Source organism: Bacillus sp. V5-8f, from assembly GCF_002863565.1.
Taxonomy (GTDB): Bacteria; Bacillota; Bacilli; order Bacillales; family DSM-1321; genus Peribacillus.
On record NZ_PGUW01000002.1, the window covers coordinates 262,614 to 285,432 of the forward strand.

General features: G+C 42.6%; 18 protein-coding genes and 1 other annotated feature. Of the genes, 16 read left to right on the forward strand and 2 right to left on the reverse strand.

The genetic code is table 11. The annotated features are described in order from the left end of the window. Positions 1-41: 41 nt before the first annotated feature. From CUU64_RS02960 to CUU64_RS02975, 4 genes are all read left to right on the forward strand, one after another. Positions 42-1,010, forward strand: a complete 969-nt coding sequence (locus CUU64_RS02960) for an ABC transporter ATP-binding protein (RefSeq protein WP_101631784.1) — start codon at positions 42-44, stop codon at positions 1,008-1,010. After that, positions 1,003-2,526, forward strand: coding sequence for an osmoprotectant update ABC transporter permease/substrate-binding subunit OpuFB (gene opuFB / locus CUU64_RS02965; protein WP_101631785.1), 1,524 nt, complete (start codon positions 1,003-1,005; stop codon positions 2,524-2,526). Before CUU64_RS02960 ends, opuFB begins: the two co-directional genes overlap by 8 nt. Positions 2,527-2,654: 128 nt before the next feature. Further along, on the forward strand, positions 2,655-3,464 hold the full coding sequence (locus CUU64_RS02970; RefSeq protein ID WP_101631786.1) for an Fpg/Nei family DNA glycosylase: 810 nt from the start codon (positions 2,655-2,657) through the stop codon (positions 3,462-3,464). Positions 3,465-3,498: 34 nt separating this feature from the next. Continuing rightward, a complete protein-coding gene (locus CUU64_RS02975) occupies positions 3,499-4,335 on the forward strand; it encodes a deoxyribonuclease IV (protein WP_101631787.1) in 837 nt (278 codons plus the stop codon). Between the two features lie 54 nt (positions 4,336-4,389). On the opposite strand, the gene CUU64_RS02980 is transcribed toward CUU64_RS02975, so the two are convergent. Further along, on the reverse strand, positions 4,390-5,604 hold the full coding sequence (locus tag CUU64_RS02980; protein ID WP_101631788.1) for an MFS transporter: 1,215 nt from the start codon (positions 5,602-5,604) through the stop codon (positions 4,390-4,392). 290 nt (positions 5,605-5,894) lie between these two features. Between CUU64_RS02980 and CUU64_RS02985 the strand changes: the two genes are divergently transcribed. The 11 genes from CUU64_RS02985 to CUU64_RS03035 all read left to right on the forward strand — a co-directional run bounded on the left by CUU64_RS02985 (position 5,895) and on the right by CUU64_RS03035 (position 20,407). Next, complete coding sequence (locus CUU64_RS02985) at positions 5,895-7,232, forward strand: MATE family efflux transporter (RefSeq protein WP_101631896.1); 1,338 nt, start codon at positions 5,895-5,897, stop codon at positions 7,230-7,232. A 147-nt stretch (positions 7,233-7,379) separates the two neighbouring features. After that, the gene (locus CUU64_RS02990) at positions 7,380-9,053 is read left to right on the forward strand and encodes a DUF6044 family protein (RefSeq protein WP_101631789.1); all 1,674 of its coding nucleotides are present in this window, start codon (positions 7,380-7,382) and stop codon (positions 9,051-9,053) included. Positions 9,054-9,072: 19 nt separating this feature from the next. Further along, on the forward strand, positions 9,073-10,110 hold the full coding sequence (locus tag CUU64_RS02995; protein WP_101631790.1) for a glycosyltransferase: 1,038 nt from the start codon (positions 9,073-9,075) through the stop codon (positions 10,108-10,110). Beyond that, complete coding sequence (locus CUU64_RS03000) at positions 10,064-10,492, forward strand: GtrA family protein (protein WP_101631791.1); 429 nt, start codon at positions 10,064-10,066, stop codon at positions 10,490-10,492. The genes CUU64_RS02995 and CUU64_RS03000 overlap by 47 nt, the downstream gene beginning before the upstream one ends. A gap of 281 nt (positions 10,493-10,773) precedes the next feature. Further along, positions 10,774-11,787: a glycoside hydrolase family 15 protein gene (locus tag CUU64_RS03005; RefSeq protein ID WP_101631792.1), complete on the forward strand. Its 1,014-nt coding sequence runs from the start codon at positions 10,774-10,776 to the stop codon at positions 11,785-11,787. 193 nt (positions 11,788-11,980) lie between these two features. Next, positions 11,981-13,927, forward strand: a complete 1,947-nt coding sequence (glgB, locus tag CUU64_RS03010; RefSeq protein ID WP_101631793.1) for a 1,4-alpha-glucan branching protein GlgB — start codon at positions 11,981-11,983, stop codon at positions 13,925-13,927. Then, a complete protein-coding gene (locus tag CUU64_RS03015) occupies positions 13,917-15,062 on the forward strand; it encodes a glucose-1-phosphate adenylyltransferase (RefSeq protein WP_101631794.1) in 1,146 nt (381 codons plus the stop codon). The genes glgB and CUU64_RS03015 overlap by 11 nt, the downstream gene beginning before the upstream one ends. A 39-nt stretch (positions 15,063-15,101) precedes the next feature. Further along, positions 15,102-16,208 (forward strand): glucose-1-phosphate adenylyltransferase subunit GlgD, encoded by a 1,107-nt coding sequence (glgD, locus tag CUU64_RS03020; protein ID WP_101631795.1) that lies wholly within the window; start codon positions 15,102-15,104, stop codon positions 16,206-16,208. A 13-nt stretch (positions 16,209-16,221) separates the two neighbouring features. Then, positions 16,222-17,670, forward strand: coding sequence for a glycogen synthase GlgA (glgA, locus tag CUU64_RS03025; protein ID WP_101631796.1), 1,449 nt, complete (start codon positions 16,222-16,224; stop codon positions 17,668-17,670). A 64-nt stretch (positions 17,671-17,734) separates the two neighbouring features. Then, positions 17,735-17,952, forward strand: a binding site (T-box leader). 91 nt (positions 17,953-18,043) lie between these two features. Next, positions 18,044-19,141 carry a glutamate 5-kinase gene (proB, locus tag CUU64_RS03030; RefSeq protein WP_101631797.1) on the forward strand — a complete coding sequence of 366 codons (1,098 nt, stop codon included), beginning with the start codon at positions 18,044-18,046 and terminating at the stop codon, positions 19,139-19,141. An 18-nt stretch (positions 19,142-19,159) separates the two neighbouring features. After that, positions 19,160-20,407 carry a glutamate-5-semialdehyde dehydrogenase gene (locus CUU64_RS03035; protein ID WP_101631798.1) on the forward strand — a complete coding sequence of 416 codons (1,248 nt, stop codon included), beginning with the start codon at positions 19,160-19,162 and terminating at the stop codon, positions 20,405-20,407. 112 nt (positions 20,408-20,519) lie between these two features. Here CUU64_RS03035 and CUU64_RS03040 read toward each other — a convergent pair whose 3' ends face one another. Next, positions 20,520-21,389, reverse strand: coding sequence for a VanW family protein (locus CUU64_RS03040; RefSeq protein WP_101631799.1), 870 nt, complete (start codon positions 21,387-21,389; stop codon positions 20,520-20,522). Positions 21,390-21,597: 208 nt separating this feature from the next. Here CUU64_RS03040 and CUU64_RS03045 point away from each other — a divergent pair, with 208 nt between their 5' ends. Further along, positions 21,598-22,593, forward strand: a complete 996-nt coding sequence (locus tag CUU64_RS03045) for an LLM class flavin-dependent oxidoreductase (RefSeq protein ID WP_101631897.1) — start codon at positions 21,598-21,600, stop codon at positions 22,591-22,593. Positions 22,594-22,819: the final 226 nt, after the last annotated feature.

Consider the following 22,819-nt stretch of genomic DNA (forward strand, 5'->3'; position numbering starts at 1 on the left):
ATGTTTTAATTATTTGTATTAAAACAATCTGGGGGACCTATATGATTAAGTTTGAAAATGTTTTAAAGCAGTATCCTGATGGCACCCATGCTGTGAAAAACCTGAACTTTGAGATTCGTGAAGGGGAATTCTTTGTACTGATTGGGCCTAGCGGGTGTGGAAAGACCACTACGTTAAAATTAATCAACCGGTTGCATGAGTTATCGTCCGGTTATATATACATAAATGGAAAGAAAATAAGTGAGTATGATATTCATGAGCTGAGATGGAATATTGGATACGTTCTGCAGCAAATTGCTCTTTTTCCACATATGACGATTGAAGAAAACATCGCTGTTGTTCCCGAGTTGAAAAATTGGGGTAAGGATACAATCCGTAAACGCGTTTATGAGCTCCTCGAAATGGTTGGGCTTGAGCCGGATACATATCGAAGCAGGAAGCCAAAGGAATTGTCTGGCGGTCAACAACAGCGTATAGGCGTGATCCGCGCCCTCGCTGCAGATCCAAACATAATTTTGATGGACGAGCCGTTTAGCGCACTCGATCCCATCAGCAGGGAAAAGCTGCAGGATGATTTGCTTCAGCTAAAAAAAACGATAAAGAAAACCATTGTTTTTGTCACACATGATATCCAGGAAGCATTAAAGCTGGGTGATCGTATTTGTGTGATGCAGGCAGGGAAGATTGTCCAAATTGGCACGCCAAGAGAAATCACGATGAATCCAGCGAACAATTTTGTAAAAGAATTCATTGGTGAGCAAAAACCGGTTCTTCCACTGAATAGTTCTGTTGAAAACGTCTTGACGCAGTTGCCCGAAGAAGCCGCTTCCTTGAATCCGCAAGTTACCATCCCAGCATCGTTGACGATAGAACAAGTGCTTAAAGAACTCTCGCAACATGATGTATTGGCTGTAGAAAAAGAAGGGAATTTCGTCGGGGTAGTCAGCAGGCAATCCGTTATTCAGTATTTAGCTGAAAGTTCGCCGGAAAGAGGGGAACAAAATGGCTAATTTACTAGATGTTTTCAATGAAAGAAAGGGAGATCTGGCAAATGCGTTGCTTGAACATATCCAAATATCCTTTATAGCACTCTTTTTTGCAGTCATTATCGCCATCCCGCTTGGCATTTATTTGACAAGGCATAAACGGGCCGCTGAGGGGATTATTGGCGTAACTGCAGTTCTGCAGACAATTCCTTCCTTAGCGCTGTTAGGGCTTCTGATTCCATTATTTGGAATCGGTGCCGTACCTGCCATTATTGCCCTTGTCATTTATGCTTTATTGCCAATTCTGAGAAATACATACACAGGTATAAACGAAGTGGATCCTTCTCTAAAAGAAGCCGGCAGGGCAATGGGAATGAACCGCAGCAGGCTATTAACGAAGGTAGAACTTCCCCTTGCAATGCCTGTAATCATGGCAGGTATTCGTACGGCGATGGTATTAATTGTTGGAACTGCTACACTAGCTGCTCTCATTGGTGCTGGAGGGCTTGGGGATTTAATTTTACTTGGTATAGACAGACATAACACATCTCTGATCGTTCTTGGAGCCATACCAGCAGCCCTTTTGGCGATCTTGTTTGATTTAATGCTCCGTCAATTTGAACGGATCTCCTTTAAAAGGACAATCATAACTTTTGGCACACTTACTGCATTAGGATTATTGCTGGTCTTTCTGCCTATGTTCTCCGGCGGGAAAGAAAAGGATATTGTTATTGCAGGCAAGCTGGGGTCCGAGCCTGAAATATTAATCAACATGTATAAGCTGCTTATCGAGGAAAATACCGATTTACATGTTGAGTTAAAGGGTGGCTTCGGTAAAACTTCTTTCGTTTTCAATGCATTAAGGACTGGAGAAATCGATATTTATCCCGAATTCACTGGTACTGCCATTTCCGAATTCCTGAAGGAAACCGCGGTCAGTACGGACAGTAATGAAGTCTATGAACAGGCAAGGGAAGGTATGCTTGAAAAATTTGATTTAGAAATGCTTGAACCAATGGAATATAACAATACCTATGCACTTGCCGTACCTCAGGCTTTCGCAGAAAAAAATCAGCTCGAAACGATCTCCGATCTTGGCAAAATTCGCAACCAATTGAATGCCGGTTTCACTTTGGAATATTCCGATAGAGAGGATGGTTACAGGGGAATTCAAAAGCTGTATGGCTTAACTTTTGACAACGTAAAAACAATGGAACCCAAGCTTCGCTATCAAGCTATTCAATCCGGCGATATAAATCTGGTGGACGCTTATTCAACCGACAGCGAATTGAGGCAATACAAGCTGAAAGTGCTTGAAGATGATAAGCATCTTTTCCCTCCATATCAAGGGGCTCCGTTACTGCGTAAGGAAACATTGGACACTTATCCTGAACTAGAGGATACATTGAACAAGCTCGCAGGAAAAATTACTGATGATCAGATGCGTGAAATGAATTACGAGGTAAATGTAAACGGAAAAAGCCCGACAGCAGTTGCCAAAGAATATTTAGTATCAGAAGGGCTGCTTAAAAACGAATAATTGACATTCCAGCTTTGCTTTCAACTGCAAAGCTGGTTTTTTTATGAATATAGAAAGGCTATTTCTTCGTATTCATTAGGTTACTTAAGGAAATAGTAATTAAAACTTCATCTATGGAGGGACAAGGTATGCCAGAGCTTCCCGAAATGGAAAACTACAGGTTGTTGCTTTCCGAAAAACTAACCGGACGAGCTATTACTGGAATACAAATTAACCGTGTCAAGTCTATAAATGTAAGTCCAGAAGAATTCCAGGCCAAAGTTATGAGTCAAGCGGTTTCCAGCATTGAAAGAAGGGCGAAGCATTTGTTGTTCCATCTGAACAACGGCAGTGTACTTTTATTGCATTTAATGCTTGGTGGCTGGATGTATTTTGGAAGGGAAGAGGATAAGCCAGATAGGACCATTCAAGTCCAATTAAGCTTCGGGGGCGACCAGCTTTATTTTATTGGCTTACGTCTAGGGTATTTGTATTTATATGCTGGAGAAACGGCAAGGCAAAAGCTGGCCGATTTAGGGCCGGAGCCATTACATTTTAACTTTACGTTGGATGATTTTTTTAACTTAACAGCTGGAAAACGAGGCCGTCTAAAGATGAAGCTTGTTGACCAACATTTTATTGCGGGTATAGGCAACTGCTACAGCGACGAAATTTGTTTTCATGCTAAGGTGTTACCGACAAGGGATATCAATAAACTGGCAGAGCCTGAAATAACCAAGCTTTTTCATTCCATGCGATTTATTCTGCAAGATGCGATTAAGCATGGGGGATATATGGAAAACCCTGTTTTCAACGGGGATACGATCACAGGTGGTTATGATTCATTATGCAAGGTGTATGACAGGGAAGGGGAAGTGTGCAGCCAATGCGGAGCTATTATCATAAAGGAAATCATTTCTTCCCGCAAAGTGTTTTATTGCGGATCGTGCCAGAAGTAATAAGAGATATTCAATAGGAACAGGACGGAGATATATGAAATTCGGTAGCCATGTCAGTATAAGGGAAGGGTACCTTGGAGCTGCCAAGCGGGCTGCCTCCATGAACGCTGATGCCTATCAATTTTTCCCGAAAAATCCACGAAGCCTAACTGTCAAAGAATTTGATAAGGATGATGCTGAGCATTGCAAAGAATTTTGCAGGGAGCATAGCCTGGTTTCTATTGCCCATACACCCTATCCGACAAGTCTGACTCCTTCTGAAGATAAAAAGGAAGCCGTGATTACATCTCTTATAAATGATTTGGAGATTGCTGATGCATGCGGAGCTTTAGGAGTAGTCGTCCATTTTGGAAACCATATTAGCCAAAGCGATCCATTAGCGAGCTATCAGCTGATGATCGAGATGCTTAACGCTGTACTGGTAGATTGGGATGGAAATTGTAAAATCCTATTGGAAAACAATGCGGGGACACCCGGAACCATAGGAACAACTTTTGAGGAACTTGCCCAGGTTCGCAGCCTGTGTAATGAACCTGAAAAAATAGGATTCTGTTTGGATACCTGCCACGCTTTCGCTAGCGGGCTATGGAATGGCGATAATTGGGAGGAAGTAGCTAGAAAGGGTGTTTCCCTTCATTACTTCGAGCACTTGTACGCCATTCATTTCAATAACTGCAAATACCCAACAGGTGAAGGAATCGACCGCCACGCCAATATTTTTAAAGGCGGTTACATTAAGGAGAACCAATTTGCTGAGCTTTTAAAGTCAGAATTTGTAAAAAATATTCCCTTCGTATTGGAGACCCCATCCAAAGAAGGGATCAGCCATAAAGAAGAGATTGCCCAATTGCAGAAAACCTGGGGGAGATAAGCAGAAATGAAAAATGACTCCTGCATCCCGGAGTCATTTTAATAGTTATTTAATTTATTTTCCTACGGGGCTGGGTTGAGCTGAAACTACCGCATTGCTTTTCCATGTGATCGCCATGCCATAACTGACGAGTAGGACAAGCGCACCTAACACATACGGGAAACCTATATTGATATCGTAAAGGATACCTGCGAGTGCAGGACCGAACATGTTTCCAATGCTCATGTACATATTGTTCATACCCGCAACAAATCCTTGTTCATTGCCGGCCATCTTGGAAAGCAAGGTATTCAACGCCGGGCGTACCAATGACGTTGCCGTAAAGAAAACAACAGTAATGAGTAAAGTCGACCAAAAATCTCCAGCCAACAGCATAACCAGCATGGAAACAGCCGAAATCAGGAAGGTCCAAACCATCACTTTCTTCTCTCCGAAGCGCGTCAGCAATTTATCGACAACAACAGACTGGATGATAACACCAATCAGGGCTCCAATTGTGATAATGATGGAAATATCCTTTGGTGTAAACCCGAATTTTTCGTCCACGTACAGGCCAAAAATGGCTTCAAAGTTCGCCAATCCAAATGTCATTGTAAAGACAAGTACCAAAAGCATAAAGTAAGGGGCTTTAAAGGATTTTTTCATTTGAACCATAATGCCTTCTTTTTGTTTGGTCGCTGCCTGAGCCTTCATCCTTGCTTCCGCGGAGAGAGTTTCCGGCAATAGGAGCAGTGATATTATAGTCGCAATAGCTGCAATTGCTGTTGCACTGTAGAAAGGGACTCTTATGCCAAGTTCTGCAAGAAATCCTCCGATTCCAGGACCAATAACAAAGCCGAGGGACATACATGCTCCAAGGAGGCCCATTCCTTTACCGCGTTCCTCTTCTGTAGAAATATCGGCGACATAAGCCATCATTGGCGGTATCATAAATGCCGCGCCAACACCTCCGAACAGCCTGGATACATAAAGCATCCACATTTCCGTACCGACAGCAAATATCAACTGTGATATTGTAAAGGCCGCCAGCCCGACAACGATCGGAATCTTTCTGCCGTATTTATCCGAAATTTCTCCAGCTAAAGGCGAAAAAATAAATTGAGTGAGCGCAAAAACTGCCACCAGATAGCCCATCGCCTGGCCGCTAGCACCAAATTCCTTCAGGAACATTGGCAATACGGGAATAATTAACCCGATTCCAACCATCGCTATAAACATATTGACCATCAAAATAACCAATGGCCCACGATTGTCTTTTAAAGATGACATGTGTATTTTAACCTCTCTTTCATGAAAGCCCAATTCATATCGTATTCACTTGTTGTGTTGAATAAACCATGAAATTCCAATCTATAAAATTTTGATCACTTTCATTTATTGCAACCTTACAATTTTACTACAGTAGATATAGAACTATCAAGATAATTTTAGGGGTCAGTCCCCCGCCGGTTTAACGCTTCACCGCGCTGGGGGACTGACCCCGGACTTGAAGATTTCAGCTGAAAGTCTAATAATAAATGAATACATCGTCGTTTAAATAAAGAGAAAAGGTGTTGGTTATGGCCGCTCAGGATTTTACTCAAGGAAATATCATGAAGCAATTGTTTGTTTTTTCAACACCAATTTTGTTTGCCAATCTTCTTCAAGTGTCGAGCCAATTCATAAACAGCTTGTGGGTCGGAAATCTTATTGGAGCAAACGCCTTAGGGTCGGTTTCCGTTTCCGGGACAGTTATTTTTACCGTTCTTTCTTTTATTATCGGGGTTAATAATGCTGCGCTCACAATCCTTTCCCAGCAAAAAGGGGAGAATGATGAAGATGGTTTAAAAAGGTACTTAAATGCCTTTGTCGTAATTTTGACATTGATGTCTGTGGCGCTTGGTGCAGCCGGCTTCATATTTTCGGAACAAATTTTACTGCTGATGGATACGCCGCCGGGAATGGTAGATAACGCTGAAACTTATCTTCAGATTAACTTTCTCGGTATCCTATTTTTATTTGGGTATAACTTTATCAGCACGGTGCTGAGGTCGCTCGGTGATAGTAGATCGCCTTTGCGATTCGTCCTTATTGCCGTGATCCTAAACGCTGTACTTGATCCGGTCCTTATCAGTGGATTAGGGCTCGGTATTGAAGGTGCAGCATATGCGACGGTCCTGTCTCAAGGCATTGCTTTTTTGGTTGGAATCTACTCGATATCCCGCCGCAAATTGGCGCCATTCTCGCGCCCTGCCATTCCTAATAGGGAAGAGGCAGCACTAATATTCAAATTGGGCATTCCTTCGGGCTTACAGATGACCGTCATTTCAGCTGGGGTTATGGCCATCATGAGTGTCGTGAACTCATTCGGCGGTGATGTTGTAGCCGGATTTAGCGCCGCCCAGCGCATAGATAGCATCATCATGCTACCAGCAATGGCATTGGGTACGGCTGTAAACAGTATGGCCGGGCAGAATATAGGGGCAGGAAAGTGGAACCGTGTCCACCAAATTGCCAAATACGGAGTTTTGTACAACTTGCTGATCATGCTTGTGATTGCTGTTTTTATTGTTTTGTTCGCCAAACTCGGTATCACTTTGTTTATCCAAGAGGAAGAGGCTGTAAATTTCGGCACTGAATACCTACAGATTATTGCCTTTTTTTACGCGTTCCTAGGATTTAATTTTATTTTAAACGGAATTGTCCGCGCTTCTGGGGCGATGTTCCAAGTCCTTGTCCTAAACATCATATCTTTTTGGGTACTGCGTTATCCGTTGACCTATTTGTTCTCCCATATGATTGGGGAAGAAGGCATTGCTTACGGTATGGGAACCAGCTTTGTTATCAGTAGCGTCTTTGCCTTTCTTTACTACCAGTACGGCAAATGGAATAAACAGAAGTTATTTGAGAAGGAATAAATGCATGCTGCCAACCCATTAAAGGGGGCAGCTTTTTTTCGCTTTCAATTATCCCGAAAGGAAAAACAGGAATATTTTACAGGGGTTAAGCACACATTAAAACCACTGTATATGTGCACTTAGGTTTTTCATAATGGGGTGTATGAATTGTTTTCAAAAGTTCAGAAAACAGAGAAACGGATGATCCTCTTTGCGCTTGCGCTGATCAGCCTTTATTTAAGTCCATTATTCATTCTTGGGGATGATGCACATATCAGGGTGCATGATAATTTAGATTCGAATATTGCTTGGTATAAGGTATTGTCCGAAAGCGGACAGATGTTTGGCCCTGTCGTTTCGGTTATACCCCAAATCATAAATGGCGTGTCCAGAAATGCATTTGGGACTGAGTGGAGCGGCATTGTCTGGCTGCATGCCTTGTTTCCGCCAATGTTGGCGTATGCCTGCAGCCAGGCAGTTACAAGGTTTGTTGCTTTTCTCGGCATGTATTTGTTATTAAAGGACCATTTCATAACCAACAAGGAATGGGGAGTCATTAGGGTAGGCACCGCATTGGCTTTTGCCCTTACCCCGTTTTGGCCTTCCGGGATGCTTAGCACCCTAGGTATGCCGCTCGCACTATGGGCACTCCTGCATATAAGGAATGGGCAGTTGTCGGTGAGACATTATCTTGTTCTTATTTTACTTCCGTTGTATTCCAGCTTTGTTCTCGGATTTTTCTTCTTCCTTTCCGCCATGGGGATGTTCTGGCTCATTGACGTGGTAAGGGGAAAAGGATGGAATCTCAAATTCATCGGTTCCATCGCCTTGATGACCTTGGTGTATTTACTTGTTGAGTACAGGCTCGTGCATTCGTTTTTATTTTCAAACGAACCGAACAGCCGGGATGAGTATTTTCATGCCAGACTCTCTTTTTTTCACTCAGTAAAGTTGGCTATGCACAATTTTGTGCTTGGTCATACCCATGTCATGACAGTGCATGGCGTGGTGATCCTTCCGATCCTGTTGTTTGCTTTTTACCTTGTTATAAAACATAAAATCTGGCGGAAAGAAAAAGCCTTCATGCTCCTGCTTGGCCTTAATTTTGCTCTTTCAGTCTGGTATGCATTCTGGTTCTATAGAGGCTGGCTTCCGTTGACCGAGCGCTTCCATTTTTTAGATACCTTTAATTTTGCGAGATACCATTTTTTGCGTCCACTTATTATTTATGCTGGTTTTGCCCTCGCTTTAAGGATCATCTGGACTTGTACCAAAAACAAACAGTCGATCATGGCGGTGATTATAGCTCAAATCGTGGTTCTCTTTGCCTTTAATGATGAAATCATCTACCACAACAAACCTACCGTAAAGGAATTTTACGCTCAAGAATTATTTCGAGATATTAAAGAGCATATTGATCTGCCACAAGAGGATTACCGGGTAGCAAGCATTGGGCTGCATCCTGCAATAGCTCAGTATAACGGTTTCTATACGCTAGATACCTATAACAACTTTTATCCGTTGCGGTATAAATATCAATTCCGGAAAATAATTGAAGCAGAACTGGCAAAAAATAAGACCATCCGGGCTTACTTTGACGAGTGGGGAGGGCGCTGTTACCTTTTCTCGGCTGAGCTCGGCAAGCATTACATGTTTAAAAAGAATACAAAAAAACGGCTGAAAAACCTGGAATTAAATACATCCGTTTTTAAAGAAATGGGAGGAAGCTATATTTTTTCTGCCATTCCGATCGACAACGCCGCAAAGAACCGTTTGATGCTGGAGAAAGTATTTACCTCAAAGCATGCAGCCTGGAAAATCTACTTATATAAAGCTATTTAACACCTGGGAGGTCGCACATATGTTAGAACCGATTCTTACAATTGTTGTACCTTGTTTTAATGAACAGGAGGTCCTGCCTGAAACGATCAGCCAATTAAGTGCATTGTTACGGTCACTTGCAAGGGAACAGCTGGTTTCTATCAAAAGCAAGATTCTATTCGTTGATGATGGGAGCATGGATCTTACCTGGCAGATTATCCATAAGGAGAGCCTGAAAAATGAGTGGGTAACAGGTTTGAAGCTTTCTAGGAATGCCGGGCACCAGAATGCGCTGCTCGCCGGCCTCTTTACGGCAAAGGATAAGTCTGATTGTGTTGTCTCCATTGACGCTGACCTTCAGGATGACATTTCAGTGATCCGTGAATTCATTATAAAATTCCGGGAAGGCAATGACATTGTCTATGGAGTTCGCGAAAAAAGGGAAACGGATTCGTTTTTTAAACGATGGACCGCTGAAGGCTTTTATAAATTAATGCGCAAAATGGGAGTGGACCTTGTTTTTAACCATGCCGACTTCCGGTTAATGTCAAAGCGTGCCTTGCAGGAATTGGAGCGTTTTGAAGAAGTAAATATGTTCCTTAGAGGAATCGTTCCATTGATCGGAATGCGCTCTACTTCTGTCTTTTATGACCGGAAGGAAAGAACGGCTGGAGAGACGAAGTATCCGCTTAAGAAAATGCTTGCCTTTGCCTTTGACGGGATTACATCATTTTCCGTAACCCCGATCCGTTTTGTTTTACTGGTGGGTGTCCTGTCATTTTTCATTAGCTTCCTAGTCGGCTGCTACTTTTTTGCTTTAAAAATAACCGGGAACACCACAACCGGCTGGACTTCTTTAATCACTTCCATCTGGTTGATCGGAGGATTACAACTGATCGCCATCGGCCTTGTCGGGGAATATATCGGAAAAATATACAAAGAATCAAAGCGCAGGCCAAAATACATCATTGACAGGGATTCTTATTCACTTCCCATGTCCCTGCAATTAAAGAAACAGGAAAGAGAACAATATGACACATTTGAACTTGATCTTAGAAAACTGCCTGAAACGAACTAATTCCTTTACGCGGTTTCTGTTAGTTGGTGTTTTGAATACATTGGTTGGCCTATCACTGATTTTTATACTCCTGAATTTGGCCGGGTTTAACTATTGGGCGGCTACATTTATTGGCAATGGGACAGGCGCCATTGTCAGTTTTCTTTTAAATAGGGCGTTCACCTTCCAAAGCGGGGTTTCTTTCAAAAAAGGGGGGCCATTATTTTTTATGGTAATCATAAGCTGCTATTTTTCCTCTTATGCAATCAGCGAGTGGATTAGCAGTAATATTCACAGTCAAATGTTGCCTATCAGTCAGCAACATCTGGCCGTCGCCCTTGGAACATGCATTTATACCGTGTCCAACTTCACTGGGCAAAAATTTATCGTATTTTCAAAATAACCCATGCGGCTTTTATAACAGAAAGCCGCTTATTTTTCACACAAAAAATATTTTAGTATATTACTTTACGATTTATGTTGTCAAAAACCGACAAATTGAATAAACTAATTGATATAGAAGAAAATAATGGAAGGCCGTTTTTTTGGGGGCTAGAAGTGTAAGCGCTTTATTTTATTCAAGAATATGGAACTCTTGAATACATTATTTCTGTTCTTTTGTTTATACTCGGTGTTTTTCGGAAAAATGAAAATATAATCCATTTCATTAAGGAGGGTATATTCATGAATGGACAAAAGGCCATTTCTGTTCTTGATACAATGAGGCTGCCGAACGGGGCCTATACGGCAAGTGTTTCTGATGATTACAGCTATGTTTGGATTCGTGATGTAGTATATACAGTTCTCCCTTTTTTGCAATCTTCTTGCGAAAGGTATGAACAAGCTTTTCACAGTATGTTTGATCTATTCAGGAACTATGAGTGGAAAATCGACATACACACCAAAAAGAAGCCTCAGTATCTTTTTGAGTTTATCCACTCTCGCTACGCCACCGATTTAACAGAGATTCCTGTCGAATGGGGCCATGCTCAAAACGATGCAATCGGTGCCTTTCTATGGGGCGTGGGTGAGGGAGTACGCCACGGTAAAAAGGTAATAAGAGATGATAAGGATTTACAGATAATCCGAAAGCTTGTGCAATATCTAGAATGCTTACAATACTGGCAAGCAAAAGATAATGGCATGTGGGAAGAAAACATGGAAGTTCATGCTTCAAGTGTAGGGGCGTGTGTAGCCGGTTTGCACTCTGTCAAAATGCTCGTTGAGGTAAATGAGGACCTCATCCATAAAGGGGAAGAAACACTCCGCTTTATGCTGCCCCGCGAAAGTGAAACAAAGGAAACCGATTTGGCTCTTCTATCCCTGGTTTATCCTTATAGGATTGTTGACAGGAATATGGCACTTCAAATCGTTAACAATGTATCCGGGAGGCTAGAGCGCAAAAACGGTGTGATCCGATATGAACACGATCAGTATTACAACGAAGGAAGCGAAGCGGAATGGTGCTTCGGTCTCCCTTGGCTTGGTCTATGTTATCGTGAGCTAGGAAAGCTCGATAAGGTACAGGAATATAGGATGAAGACGAAAAGAATCGTTCCAGATAATTGGGAGGTTCCGGAATTATATATCGGAGGGAAAAACGTTCCGAATAAAAATACTCCGCTTGCATGGGCAGTTGCACTTTCCTACTTGTTTTTGGAAGGGAGCGAGCAGGAGGAAATCAGACATGAAGCGTAAAAGATACAAGGGGTAATCCTTAACGGCGAGAAGGCCATGGGGGTTACCCCTTTTTTTATGCTACTAAAGTATCGTTTTTTTGATTCGACAATAAAAGACAGTTATTTTTAAAGGATTCGCAATTTTCGCATCGAATTAAATATAACATCTTTGTAAAACATCAGCATAGATATGGAAGGATGTGACTGCTAACTTGGACCGAACCCTCGAAACAAGGCAGGAAATAAGCCCAAGTGAATTTGATTTATATCTTTTTCATGAAGGTACATTATTTGAAAGCTATAAAACGTTTGGCGCCCATCCTGTGACAGTAAACGGAATTGATGGTGTGAAATTTACGGTTTGGGCCCCGAATGCCAGAAAAGTGTCTGTTGTCGGCAATTTCAACAATTGGAACGGTTCACAGCACATAATGGCCCGCATCAACAGCACTGGAATATGGGTGCTTTTCATCCCCGGCCTCAAGGAGGGTGAACTATATAAGTTCGAAATCCTCACCCAGTGGAATAATATTGTGTTAAAGGCTGATCCCTATGCCTTCTTTTCAGAAGTAAGGCCTAACACAGCATCCGTTGTCCACCAGTTTGGAAAATATGAATGGCAGGACCAAAAGTGGATGTCGCTGAGGCCAAAATCAGACCCATACCATAAACCCATGCTAATCTATGAAGTCCATCTTGGTTCATGGAAGTTAAAAGAAGATGGGGAACCTTATAACTACCTGGAACTAGCAGCTGAACTGATTCCCCACGTACTGGAAAACGGCTTCACCCATATTGAAATCATGCCGGTTATGGAGCACCCATTCGACGGGTCCTGGGGTTATCAAATCACAGGGTTCTTCTCAGTGACGAGCCGTTTTGGCAGTCCTGAAGATTTTATGTATTTCGTGGACCAGTGCCACCAAAATGGGATTGGTGTAATCCTAGACTGGGTACCGGCCCACTTCTGTAAAGATATTCACGGCCTGGGCCGATTCGATGGCGGCTCTTTATACGAGCATGCTGACCCCCGAAAAGGAGAACGTCCAATCTGGGGCACCTATAGCTTTGATTTTGAAAAGCCTGAAGTCGTAAGTTTCCTTATCTCCAATGCCCTGTTTTGGATGGACTATTATCATATTGATGGATTCCGCGTTGACGCCGTATCCTCCATGATTTTATTAAACCATGATAACCCACAGCCCGAGAGGCTCACAAACCAATATGGCAGGGAAGAAAACGAAGGTGCCATCGCTTTTTTAAAGAAGCTTAATGAAACCATATTTATGAAATACCCTGGGGCACTAATGGTTGCCGAAGAAGCAACGGATTGGCCCCTCGTAACAGCGCCAACCGATAGGGGAGGCCTAGGGTTTAATTATAAATGGAACATGGGCTGGGTAAACGATGTTCTTAAATATATGAAACTGGATCCCTATGAAAGGATCCATCACCCTAATCTTTTAACCTTTTCATTTTTCTATGCCTTCTCCGAAAACTTTGTTTTGCCCTTTTCCCATGATGATGTGGTACACGGGAAACTTTCCTTATTGAACAAGATGCCCGGTGATTATTGGCAAAAATTCGCAAACCTTAGGCTTCTTTACGGTTATTTCATGGCACATCCCGGAAAAAAGCTTCTATTCATGGGAAGTGAGCTAGGCCCATTTGCTGAGTGGAAAGATAAGGAGCAGCTGGATTGGCACTTGCTCGATTACCCATCCCATCAAAAACTCAATCATTACGTAAAATCATTAAACAAGTTTTATCAAGAAACATCCAGTTTATGGAGGCTTGACCATGAACAAGATGGCTTTGGATGGATTGACCACAGCCACAAGGAAAATGTGTTGGTGTTTTCCAGAAAAGGAAAGCGAAAAGGGGATTACTGTATCGTTGTCTGCAATTTTTCCGGGAATGTCTATACGGATTACCGCATTGGAATTCCATCGCCTGGAAGTTTTATAGAGGTTTTTAATAGTGATGCGGAATTGTACGGAGGCTCCGGACAATTGAATGAAGGTGCAATGTTGGCTGAAAAGCTGCCTTACCACAATCAACGGTACAGCATAGAAATCACCGTTCCTCCTTTAGCAGTCTCAATCTTTATGAAACAAACAAAAAAACGGCGGGGGAGAGATAATCGTAATGGCAAATAAAAAGTGGATTGCAATGTTATTGGCTGGCGGGCAAGGGTCGCGCCTCGGGGAGCTCACGCATGAACTGGCAAAACCAGCTGTATCATTTGGGGGAAAGTACAGGATTATTGATTTCGCTTTAAGCAATTGCACACACTCCGGCATTGATACAGTCGGTGTATTAACACAATACCAGCCGCATTTATTAAATGCCTATGTGGGAAATGGCAGGGCTTGGGACCTGGACCGCAATTGCGGAGGAGTATCAGTGCTCCCTCCTTATCAGGGAAAAACAGGCGGGCATTGGTATGAAGGAACGGCTGACGCTGTTTTCCAAAACCTTCAATTTATTGACCAATATGACCCAGAACATGTATTAGTCATTTCAGGTGACCACATCTATAAAATGGATTATAACAAACTGCTGCAGTATCACATAAAGCAGGCAGCACACGCCACCATTGCGGTCATTCAAGTGCCTTGGCATGAGGCAAGCAGATTCGGCATCATGAACACCGATGACGAAGATAAAATCATAGAGTTCGAGGAAAAGCCAGCCAATCCTAAAAGCAATCTTGCTTCGATGGGAGTTTATCTCTTCAATTGGAAGGTCCTAAGAAGCTATTTGATTCAGGACCAACAAAATCCTGTGTCGTCCAATGATTTCGGAAAGGATATCATACCGAAAATGCTTTCAGGCGGGAGCAGTATGTATGCTTACAGGTTCGACGGCTATTGGAAGGATGTGGGGACCATTCAAAGCTTGTGGGAAGCACATATGGATCTGTTGGACCAAAATTCCACGCTAACTCTCAATGATCCAAATTGGCAGATATACGCTGGGAACCCAAACCATCCACCTCAATACATTGCACCTGAAGCCCAAGTGAAGCAATCCCTTGTAAACGAAGGTTGTAATGTTTACGGGAACATCCAGCATTCCGTTCTTTCATACAATGTTCAAGTAGGAGCCGGTTCGACAATTATTGATTCAGTCATCATGCCCAACGTTACGATCGGGGAAAATGTATCCATTGAAAAAGCCATTATATCAAATAATACCGTTATTGAAGATGGTGCCGTTATACGGCCATCCGAAGATTCCAGTGATGTCATTCTTTACGGCGATAGCCAAAGAATTTCGTCTCATATATAAAACACTGTAAAAAACAGTAGATACATAGGGGTGATGGTTATGGGAAGCGTATTGGGAGTAATAAACCTGACTAATGAAAAACCATTTCTAAAAGAATTGACACAGCATCGTTGCATGGCGTCCGTTCCATTCGCAGGTCGATATCGCCTTATCGACTTTACATTATCGAATTTCATCAATGCTTCCATCACAAAGGTAGCCGTTTTTACAAAGGACAAATACCGGTCGGTAATGGACCATTTGGGATCTGGAAAAGAGTGGGATCTTGACAGGAGAAATGGCGGATTATTTATACTGCCTCCGATCCATCCGGATGAAAGAATGAAAGGGGATCTTGAACATTTTCATAATCACCTCGAGTTTTTTGAACGCTCGCACGCTGACACCGTGGTTATATCCCCCGGCTTGCATGTGAACAAAATTGATTACAATGAAGTCATAGCCTATCATAACGCAGAACAAGCAGATATTACCGTGGTATATAAAAACTATTATGGAGATCCAGTAGAGAAACCGGTTTACCATACTTGTTCACTTGACGACACGGGAACAGTTACTGATATTCAGCTCTATACCTATCCTGTCCCGGGGGAAGCTGTATGCCTGGAAACATTCGTCATCAGTAAGGACCTATTGATTGAACTGATTACCAAATGTGTGGAAAACGGCGAATATGATTTCATTAAAGATGCAGTCAAAGCTAACCTCCATAGGCTGCGGGTGAAATCTTACAACTTTACGGGGGAAATGCCATTTATCCATTCTGTTGATACCTTCCATTCCGGCAATATGGAATTTCTAAATCCACAAATTATCCATTCCTATTTCTATGACTCTTGGGATTTATATACAAAAGTAAAGCATGAAGCACCAGCATACTATGGAGCTTCTTCAAAAACAAGCAACTCATTGATCGCAAATGGCTGTCAAATAGAGGGGGTTGTCGAGAATAGCATTATATCTCGCGGCGTAAAAATTCACCCTGGGGCAGTTGTGAAAAACAGTATTATCATGCAAAAAGGGGAAATCGGCCCTGGAGCTTACATCGAAAATGTCATAATGGATAAACAAGCACGGATTAAGGAAAATGCCACAATTGTGGGCGGCTTGCAGCCAGTAGTCATTAAAAAAGAAGAAATCGTCTGACGGAGGAACAAACATGAAAGTATTATTTGCCGCTTCCGAATGTGCCCCATTCATAAAAACAGGCGGCCTAGGGGATGTAATCGGCAGTTTGCCCAAGGCACTAAAAAACCAGGGTATTGAAGTTAGTGTAATCTTGCCAAAGTACGGCGACCTGCCTCCACAATATAAAACGCAATTATCTTTCCTCACAAGTATAGAAGTTCCTGTCGGCTGGAGAAGACAATATTGCGGAATTGAAAAACTGGAATACCAGGGAATTACATATTATTTTCTAGATAATGAATACTACTTTAAACGCCACGGCAGCTATGGATTTTTTGATGATGGTGAACGGTTCGCCTTCTTCTCAAGAGCGGTTCTTGAAGCATTGCCACACTTAGAGGAAAAGCCGGATATCATCCACTGCCATGATTGGCAAACGGGACCTGTCAGCGTCCTATTAAGAGCACATTATAATAACCACCCCTTTTATAAAGGAATTAAGACGGTTTTCACCATCCATAACTTGCGATATCAAGGGATCTATCCCAAAAACGTTTTAGCTGAACTATTGGATTTAAGTGAACTTTATTTCCATATCGATGCACTTGAGTTTCATGGAAATGTAAGTTATATGAAAGCGGGCCTTGCCTTTTCCGACCACTTGACGACTGTCAGCCCGTCATATGCAGCAGAAATTCAAATGCCATATTATGGGGAACAACTTCACGGATTCTTAAGAAAACGAAGCGGCCAGCTGGATGGCATTTTAAACGGAATTGATACGGATGATTACAATCCGGCATCTGATGAAGCCATATTCGCTCCCTACGAAGATTGGGAAGGCAAGCTGAAAAACAAGCAAAAGTTACAGGAGCATTTGAATCTGCCAGAAAGGAAACATATTCCCGTCCTATCTTTGGTTACAAGGCTTGTTGAACAAAAAGGCATTGATTTGATTCTTCATGTGATTCACGAAATCATGAACCAGGGTGTACAATTAGTCGTTCTAGGAACTGGAGATTGTAACTATGAGCAGGCATTCAGGGACTTGGCCGCCCAATACCCTGACAATATCCGATTTGCTAATTATTTCAATGAATCGCTGGCCCGCAAAATTTATGCAGGATCAGATATTTTTCTCATGCCATCCCAATTTGAGCCTTGTGGAATCGGACAGCTGCTTGCCTTACGGTATGGCACCATTCCACTCGTAAGAGAAACCGGTGGTTTAAAGGATACAGTCACTCCTTATAATGAATTTACCGGGGACGGATTTGGTTTTAGTTTCACAAATTATAATGCGCACGATATGTTATATACGATTGAAAAAGCTGTCTGGCTATACAGGTTCCAGCCTAAAAAGTGGCAAAAGCTTGTTTCAAGAGCGATGAATCTAGATTATAGCTGGGATGCTTCCGCCCAAAAATATAAAACACTTTATCAAAATATCCTAGCCCAAAAGCAGCTCGTTGGAAAGTAATGTCCTAATTTTCTGCAATTTCCATGTTGACATTTTTGCGAATGCCTAGGATAATATTAAAAAATAATGAACGTTAAAGGAAGAATAGTATACAGATCCTTATGTGACAGAGAGCGGGGTTTATTAGCTGGAAGGCCCCGCCACAATAAGCCCGTAGAACCTGCTTCCCGAGTCCCATGCAAACCATGGGCGCCTCAACCAGGCGTTATCAGGCAAAGTGGGATGCTGTCATGCATCCAATTAAGGTGGTACCACGGAAACCAAGCCCTTTTCGTCCTTATTGATAGGATGAAAAGGGCTTTTTTACATTGGTCAGAAGGTTCGTGTTCACAAACCTTTGTAAAGGGATAGAAGGTCAATGGAGGTCAGAAAAATGGAAAGAAAACGGATTGTAGTCAAGATCGGCAGCAGTTCCTTAACAAATCCAAAAGGGGAAATTGATCAGGAAAAGTTTATGGACCATATTGAGGCCATAGCGGCTCTTAAGAGTGCGGGGTATGAAGTTCTGTTAGTTTCATCAGGGGCGGTTGCTGCCGGGTTCACCCGTTTAGGCTATCCGTCAAGGCCTGTTACGCTGAAAGGAAAACAGGCAGCTGCAGCAGTGGGCCAAAGCTTGTTGATTCAATCTTATATGGAAAAGCTGGGACAATTCGGAATTGTGCCGGCCCAGATTTTGCTGACAAGAAACGATTTTTCAAAAAAAGAACGATATAGAAATGCCTATGCAACTATTACAGAGCTGTTAGAACGAGGGATTTTACCGATAATCAATGAAAACGACACGGTTTCTGTAGAGGAGCTGACCTTTGGGGATAATGATATGTTATCTGCACTTGTGAGCGGAATGGTCCATGCCGGGCAGTTAATCATCTTAACCGATATTAACGGTTTATATGATTCCAATCCGAAAAAGAATCCATCTGCCAAACGAATCGACAGAATGCCAGAGGTTACGGAAGAGATGCTGAAGGGAGCAGATGGTGCCGGTTCCATGGTCGGTACAGGGGGTATGTTATCAAAATTAATGGCAGCCAAGACCGCCCTTTCACTTGGTGTACCTACCTTCATTGGACATGGCCAGGGACGCGGCAAGATCCTTGAAATCCTTGAAGGCCATGGCGATGGCACCTATATCGGAGGGCATGAACTTGCGCAGGTAAAAGGAAGCAAGCAATGGATCGCTCTTCATTCTTCAGTAATGGGCCAAATATACATTGATGAAGGTGCTGAGGAAGCTCTAGTTCATAAGGGGAAAAGTCTATTGCCTGCTGGGATTTATAAAGTTAGTGGAACATTTGAAAAAGGAGATGTTGTCGAGGTCATTGGCGCACATGGGCTGGCTGGAAAAGGAGAGGTTCTTTACTCTTCTGAAGCTCTCCAAAAGATGATCGGCAAGAGAAGTAAGGACCTGAAGTTTGATAAAAAAATTACTATTGAAGTCATTCACCGTGACCAGTGGGTACGGATCTAGCACAAAGGGGGAAGGGAAATGAGCGAGGTTATAGAAAAAGGCAAGGCGGCAAAATTGGCAAGCTATTCAATGGCCGGAATAACAACGGAAGAAAAAAATATAGCACTGGGAAAAATTGCGGAGCAGCTTATCGATGAGCAAAGCCACTTGATTAATGAGAATAAAAAGGATATTGAACAGGGGAAACAAGCCGGCCTTTCAGATTCCGTACTTGACAGGATTCTGTTAAATGAGGACCGCATCCAAGCAATGGCTGATGCCATCTGGCTATTGGTTGAAATGGGCGATCCAATAGGCGAAAAGCTAGAAACGATAAACAAAGAAAACGGATTGCTGATTGAAAAGAGAAGGGTTCCAATCGGCGTCATCGGGATGATTTATGAAGCAAGGCCTAATGTGACCATCGATGCTGCCACTTTATCCTTAAAAACGGGAAATGCAGTTATTTTACGGGGCAGTTCATCGGCTAAATATTCAAATCAAGCGCTTGTACAATGCGTACATAATGCCTTAAAACAAACATCAATCCCTGTTGACGCTGTCCTGCTTATTGAGGACACAAGCAGGGAAACGGCAAAAGAACTATTCACTCTAAACCAGTATTTGGATGTCTTGATACCAAGAGGCGGTAAAAACCTAATTGATACGGTTGTTAGGGAATCGACCGTACCTGTGCTTGAAACGGGAGCAGGCAACTGCCATATTTATATAGATGAAACAGCCAACCCTGTTATGGCAGAACAAATTGTATTAAACGCCAAAACCCAGAGGCCTAGTGTTTGTAATGCCATCGAATCCCTACTAATTCACGAAAAATGGTTTCAAGAGCACGGCAATCAATTAATGGAAGCCCTCCATGAAAAACATGTCGAGATATTTGGAGACTCCATTGTCCGAGATGCATTTCCTTTAGCGAAACAAGCAACAGAAGATGATTGGGCAGCCGAATACTTAGCCCTTTCAATTAGCGTAAAAGCGGTGGGCACTGTAGAAGAAGCTGTTAACCATATTAATCAATATGGAACCAAGCATTCCGAAGCGATTATCACTGAAAATGAACAAAACGCTGCTATGTTTTTGACAAATGTTGATGCGGCGGCTGTTTACCATAATGCTTCAACGCGCTTTACCGATGGCTTTGAATTTGGATATGGGGCAGAAATCGGCATCAGTACCCAGAAGCTCCATGCAAGAGGGCCAATGGGACTGAACGCACTTACATCTACGAAGTATTTTATCTACGGCCAGGGGCAAACCCGGGAATAGAATATTGTTGTAAGCCAGGAATTATATTCCTCCAGCATCACTTTTTCATATGTGCTGGGGGAATTTATTTTTTTCTTATCTTGATTTCTTGTAATGGAGGGCTCCGCATTGCTCATGGAATAATTTTAGGTTTATAGTGGATCGTTTCCGACGAATAAAGGGTAACGGCCAGGCTGCCGTAACCGGCTTTTGAACGAATTAGAATAGGCTCATTATATATATTTTGGAATCTGAAATCAGGTCCATACCAGCTTACGGTTGCATCCCGGCCGGATGGAACGTAAGGAACGCTTTTACTGTGGGAAAATCGCTGGATGATCCGTACTCCTGCATGGTCAACTGCATTAAACAAGGTGGAGGATACCTGGCAGATCCCTCCTCCAATTCCCTCAGCCAATTCCCCTTTCACGATAATCGGTGCTGGTAAATACCCTTTTTCAGCAGTTCTTTTTCCGACCACCTGGTTAAAGGAAAATGTTTCTCCTGGCATGACTACATAGTTGTTAATTGCTTTAGAAGCAAGCTGCAGGTTATGAGTACGGGGCTTATTATTATTGTTAAAGTAAGTCACATAATGGCCGATGCGTTTTTCCCGGATTATAGCAAGCAGTTCGCTATCCACTTTAGGATGAATGGTTTGAACAGGAACCTCCAGTTTAGAAGGAATGCCATAAACAAAAGAGTCTGCTGACTGATTGATAAAGGTTGCCCGATCCAGCCTATACCCGACTTTCTCCGGCAAAATGTTTCCATGATCATCGAGAGCTGCATTTACGGGTGCACGAAACACCAGCTGCTCCGTTTTATCAATCAGCTTATTGAACTTTGCAGTATCAATCAATTCAATTCCAGGCAAGGGCAAAAGAAACTCAGTGCGTTCCACTTCAGAAAGCAGGCTTCCGTTATAAGTGAGCGAGATATAATGATTCGAGTTGTAAGGATTGATTGCTAATAAAATGGCTAAGATGCTGAAGAATTTCATTGTACGAGGTCACCTCCCTTATTTAGTATGGGGAGGAAATGAACAATTCATGTGACATAAAGAATGGATTGTTAAAAGTGGCGGTTTATTTTTACAACGGAAGATACAGCGGGCCAAAAAATTGCAAAAACAGCCCGAAGTTACTAAGATTATTAGAAAACATACAATCTTAGTCCGATTAAAAGAAATGAGAAAGAAGGAAGCTATATTGAAGCTTAGTATTTTAGATCAGTCCCCGATTCTGCAAGGCGCCACACCAGCAGATGCCTTGCAGGAATCAGTTAAGCTTGTACAAATGGCCGAGGATCTTGGGTTCACACGGTACTGGATTGCTGAACATCATGACCTGGCAGGTCTAGCATGCTCCGCACCAGAGGTGATGATTCCATACCTTGGCGCCCATACTGAAAAAATACGGATTGGCTCAGGAGCCGTCCTATTGCCGCATTATAAACCATATAAAATCGCAGAACTTTACAATATGTTAGCGACGCTATTTCCAAATCGTATTGATGTAGGAATTGGCCGGGCACCCGGCGGATCTGCGGAGGCAACCATGGCTTTGTCGGACAATTTTCTCGAAGGTGTCCGAAAAATGCCTGGGTCTGTTGAGGAGCTTCTGAAATTCTTGTATAACGATTTTCCGAAAGAGCATATGTTTTCGAAGGTCTCTGCTTCCCCGGTTCCCATTGTGCCTCCCGAACCTTGGCTTCTCGGGACAAGCGGGAAAAGTGCCGTTCTGGCTGCAGAAAACGGAATGGCTTATGCGTTTGGACAATTCATGAGTGATCATGACGGATCAGAAATAGTTGAAAACTATAGAAATCAGTTTAAGAAGAAAGGGGCGTTAGATACCCCTTCAGTAATTCTTTCCGTAGCCGCCATTTGTGCTGAAACCACAGAAAAAGCCGAGGAGCTGGCGTTGAGCACCCGCTTATGGGGCATTCAGTCAGAACTAGGTGGTGGATCCGGCCGAATTCCTTCCCTGGACGAAGCTAAACATTATTTCAGTGCCAATGAAGAAATAAGACGGGAGAAGGAGGCAAGTTCTAACCTTATTGTCGGCAGCCCAAGAGTTGTGAAGCAGAAGCTTACTGAGTTGCAAGAACAATACTGTGTCGACGAGCTCATGATCGTCACCATTACGCCAACGTACAAAGACCGCATGCGTTCCTATCAGTTAATAGCAGAAGAATTGCTATAAAATTTTATAAAGTCTTCTAAAAAGGCAGTCTGTGTTTCATTTAACAGGCTGTCTTTTTAAGTGTGTCATATATAAAAGGAGAAATTGTCTTTACCTCAAATTTTCTTTGATGAGTAAATAAAAGGAAGATGAACAAAATATAGAGACAACAATTATCCATTTTTTACGCATTATAACTTTAGGGGGCATTCCAATTGTTTTGGAAGAAGCGGCAACAAAAGCAAAA

Bases quoted from the DNA above. Each gene is read 5' to 3' on its own strand.
- CUU64_RS02975 (WP_101631787.1), top strand. From the start codon at position 3,499: ATGAAATTCGGTAGCCATGTCAGTATAAGGGAAGGGTACCTTGGAGCT.
- CUU64_RS03005 (WP_101631792.1), top strand. From the start codon at position 10,774: ATGAATGGACAAAAGGCCATTTCTGTTCTTGATACAATGAGGCTGCCG.
- CUU64_RS03000 (WP_101631791.1), top strand. From the start codon at position 10,064: ATGACACATTTGAACTTGATCTTAGAAAACTGCCTGAAACGAACTAAT.
- glgD (WP_101631795.1), top strand. From the start codon at position 15,102: ATGGGAAGCGTATTGGGAGTAATAAACCTGACTAATGAAAAACCATTT.
- CUU64_RS03040 (WP_101631799.1), bottom strand. From the start codon at position 21,389: ATGAAATTCTTCAGCATCTTAGCCATTTTATTAGCAATCAATCCTTAC.
- CUU64_RS02995 (WP_101631790.1), top strand. From the start codon at position 9,073: ATGTTAGAACCGATTCTTACAATTGTTGTACCTTGTTTTAATGAACAG.
- proB (WP_101631797.1), top strand. From the start codon at position 18,044: ATGGAAAGAAAACGGATTGTAGTCAAGATCGGCAGCAGTTCCTTAACA.
- CUU64_RS02985 (WP_101631896.1), top strand. From the start codon at position 5,895: ATGGCCGCTCAGGATTTTACTCAAGGAAATATCATGAAGCAATTGTTT.
- CUU64_RS02960 (WP_101631784.1), top strand. From the start codon at position 42: ATGATTAAGTTTGAAAATGTTTTAAAGCAGTATCCTGATGGCACCCAT.
- glgA (WP_101631796.1), top strand. From the start codon at position 16,222: ATGAAAGTATTATTTGCCGCTTCCGAATGTGCCCCATTCATAAAAACA.
- CUU64_RS03015 (WP_101631794.1), top strand. From the start codon at position 13,917: ATGGCAAATAAAAAGTGGATTGCAATGTTATTGGCTGGCGGGCAAGGG.
- opuFB (WP_101631785.1), top strand. From the start codon at position 1,003: ATGGCTAATTTACTAGATGTTTTCAATGAAAGAAAGGGAGATCTGGCA.
- CUU64_RS03035 (WP_101631798.1), top strand. From the start codon at position 19,160: ATGAGCGAGGTTATAGAAAAAGGCAAGGCGGCAAAATTGGCAAGCTAT.
- CUU64_RS02980 (WP_101631788.1), bottom strand. From the start codon at position 5,604: ATGTCATCTTTAAAAGACAATCGTGGGCCATTGGTTATTTTGATGGTC.
- CUU64_RS02970 (WP_101631786.1), top strand. From the start codon at position 2,655: ATGCCAGAGCTTCCCGAAATGGAAAACTACAGGTTGTTGCTTTCCGAA.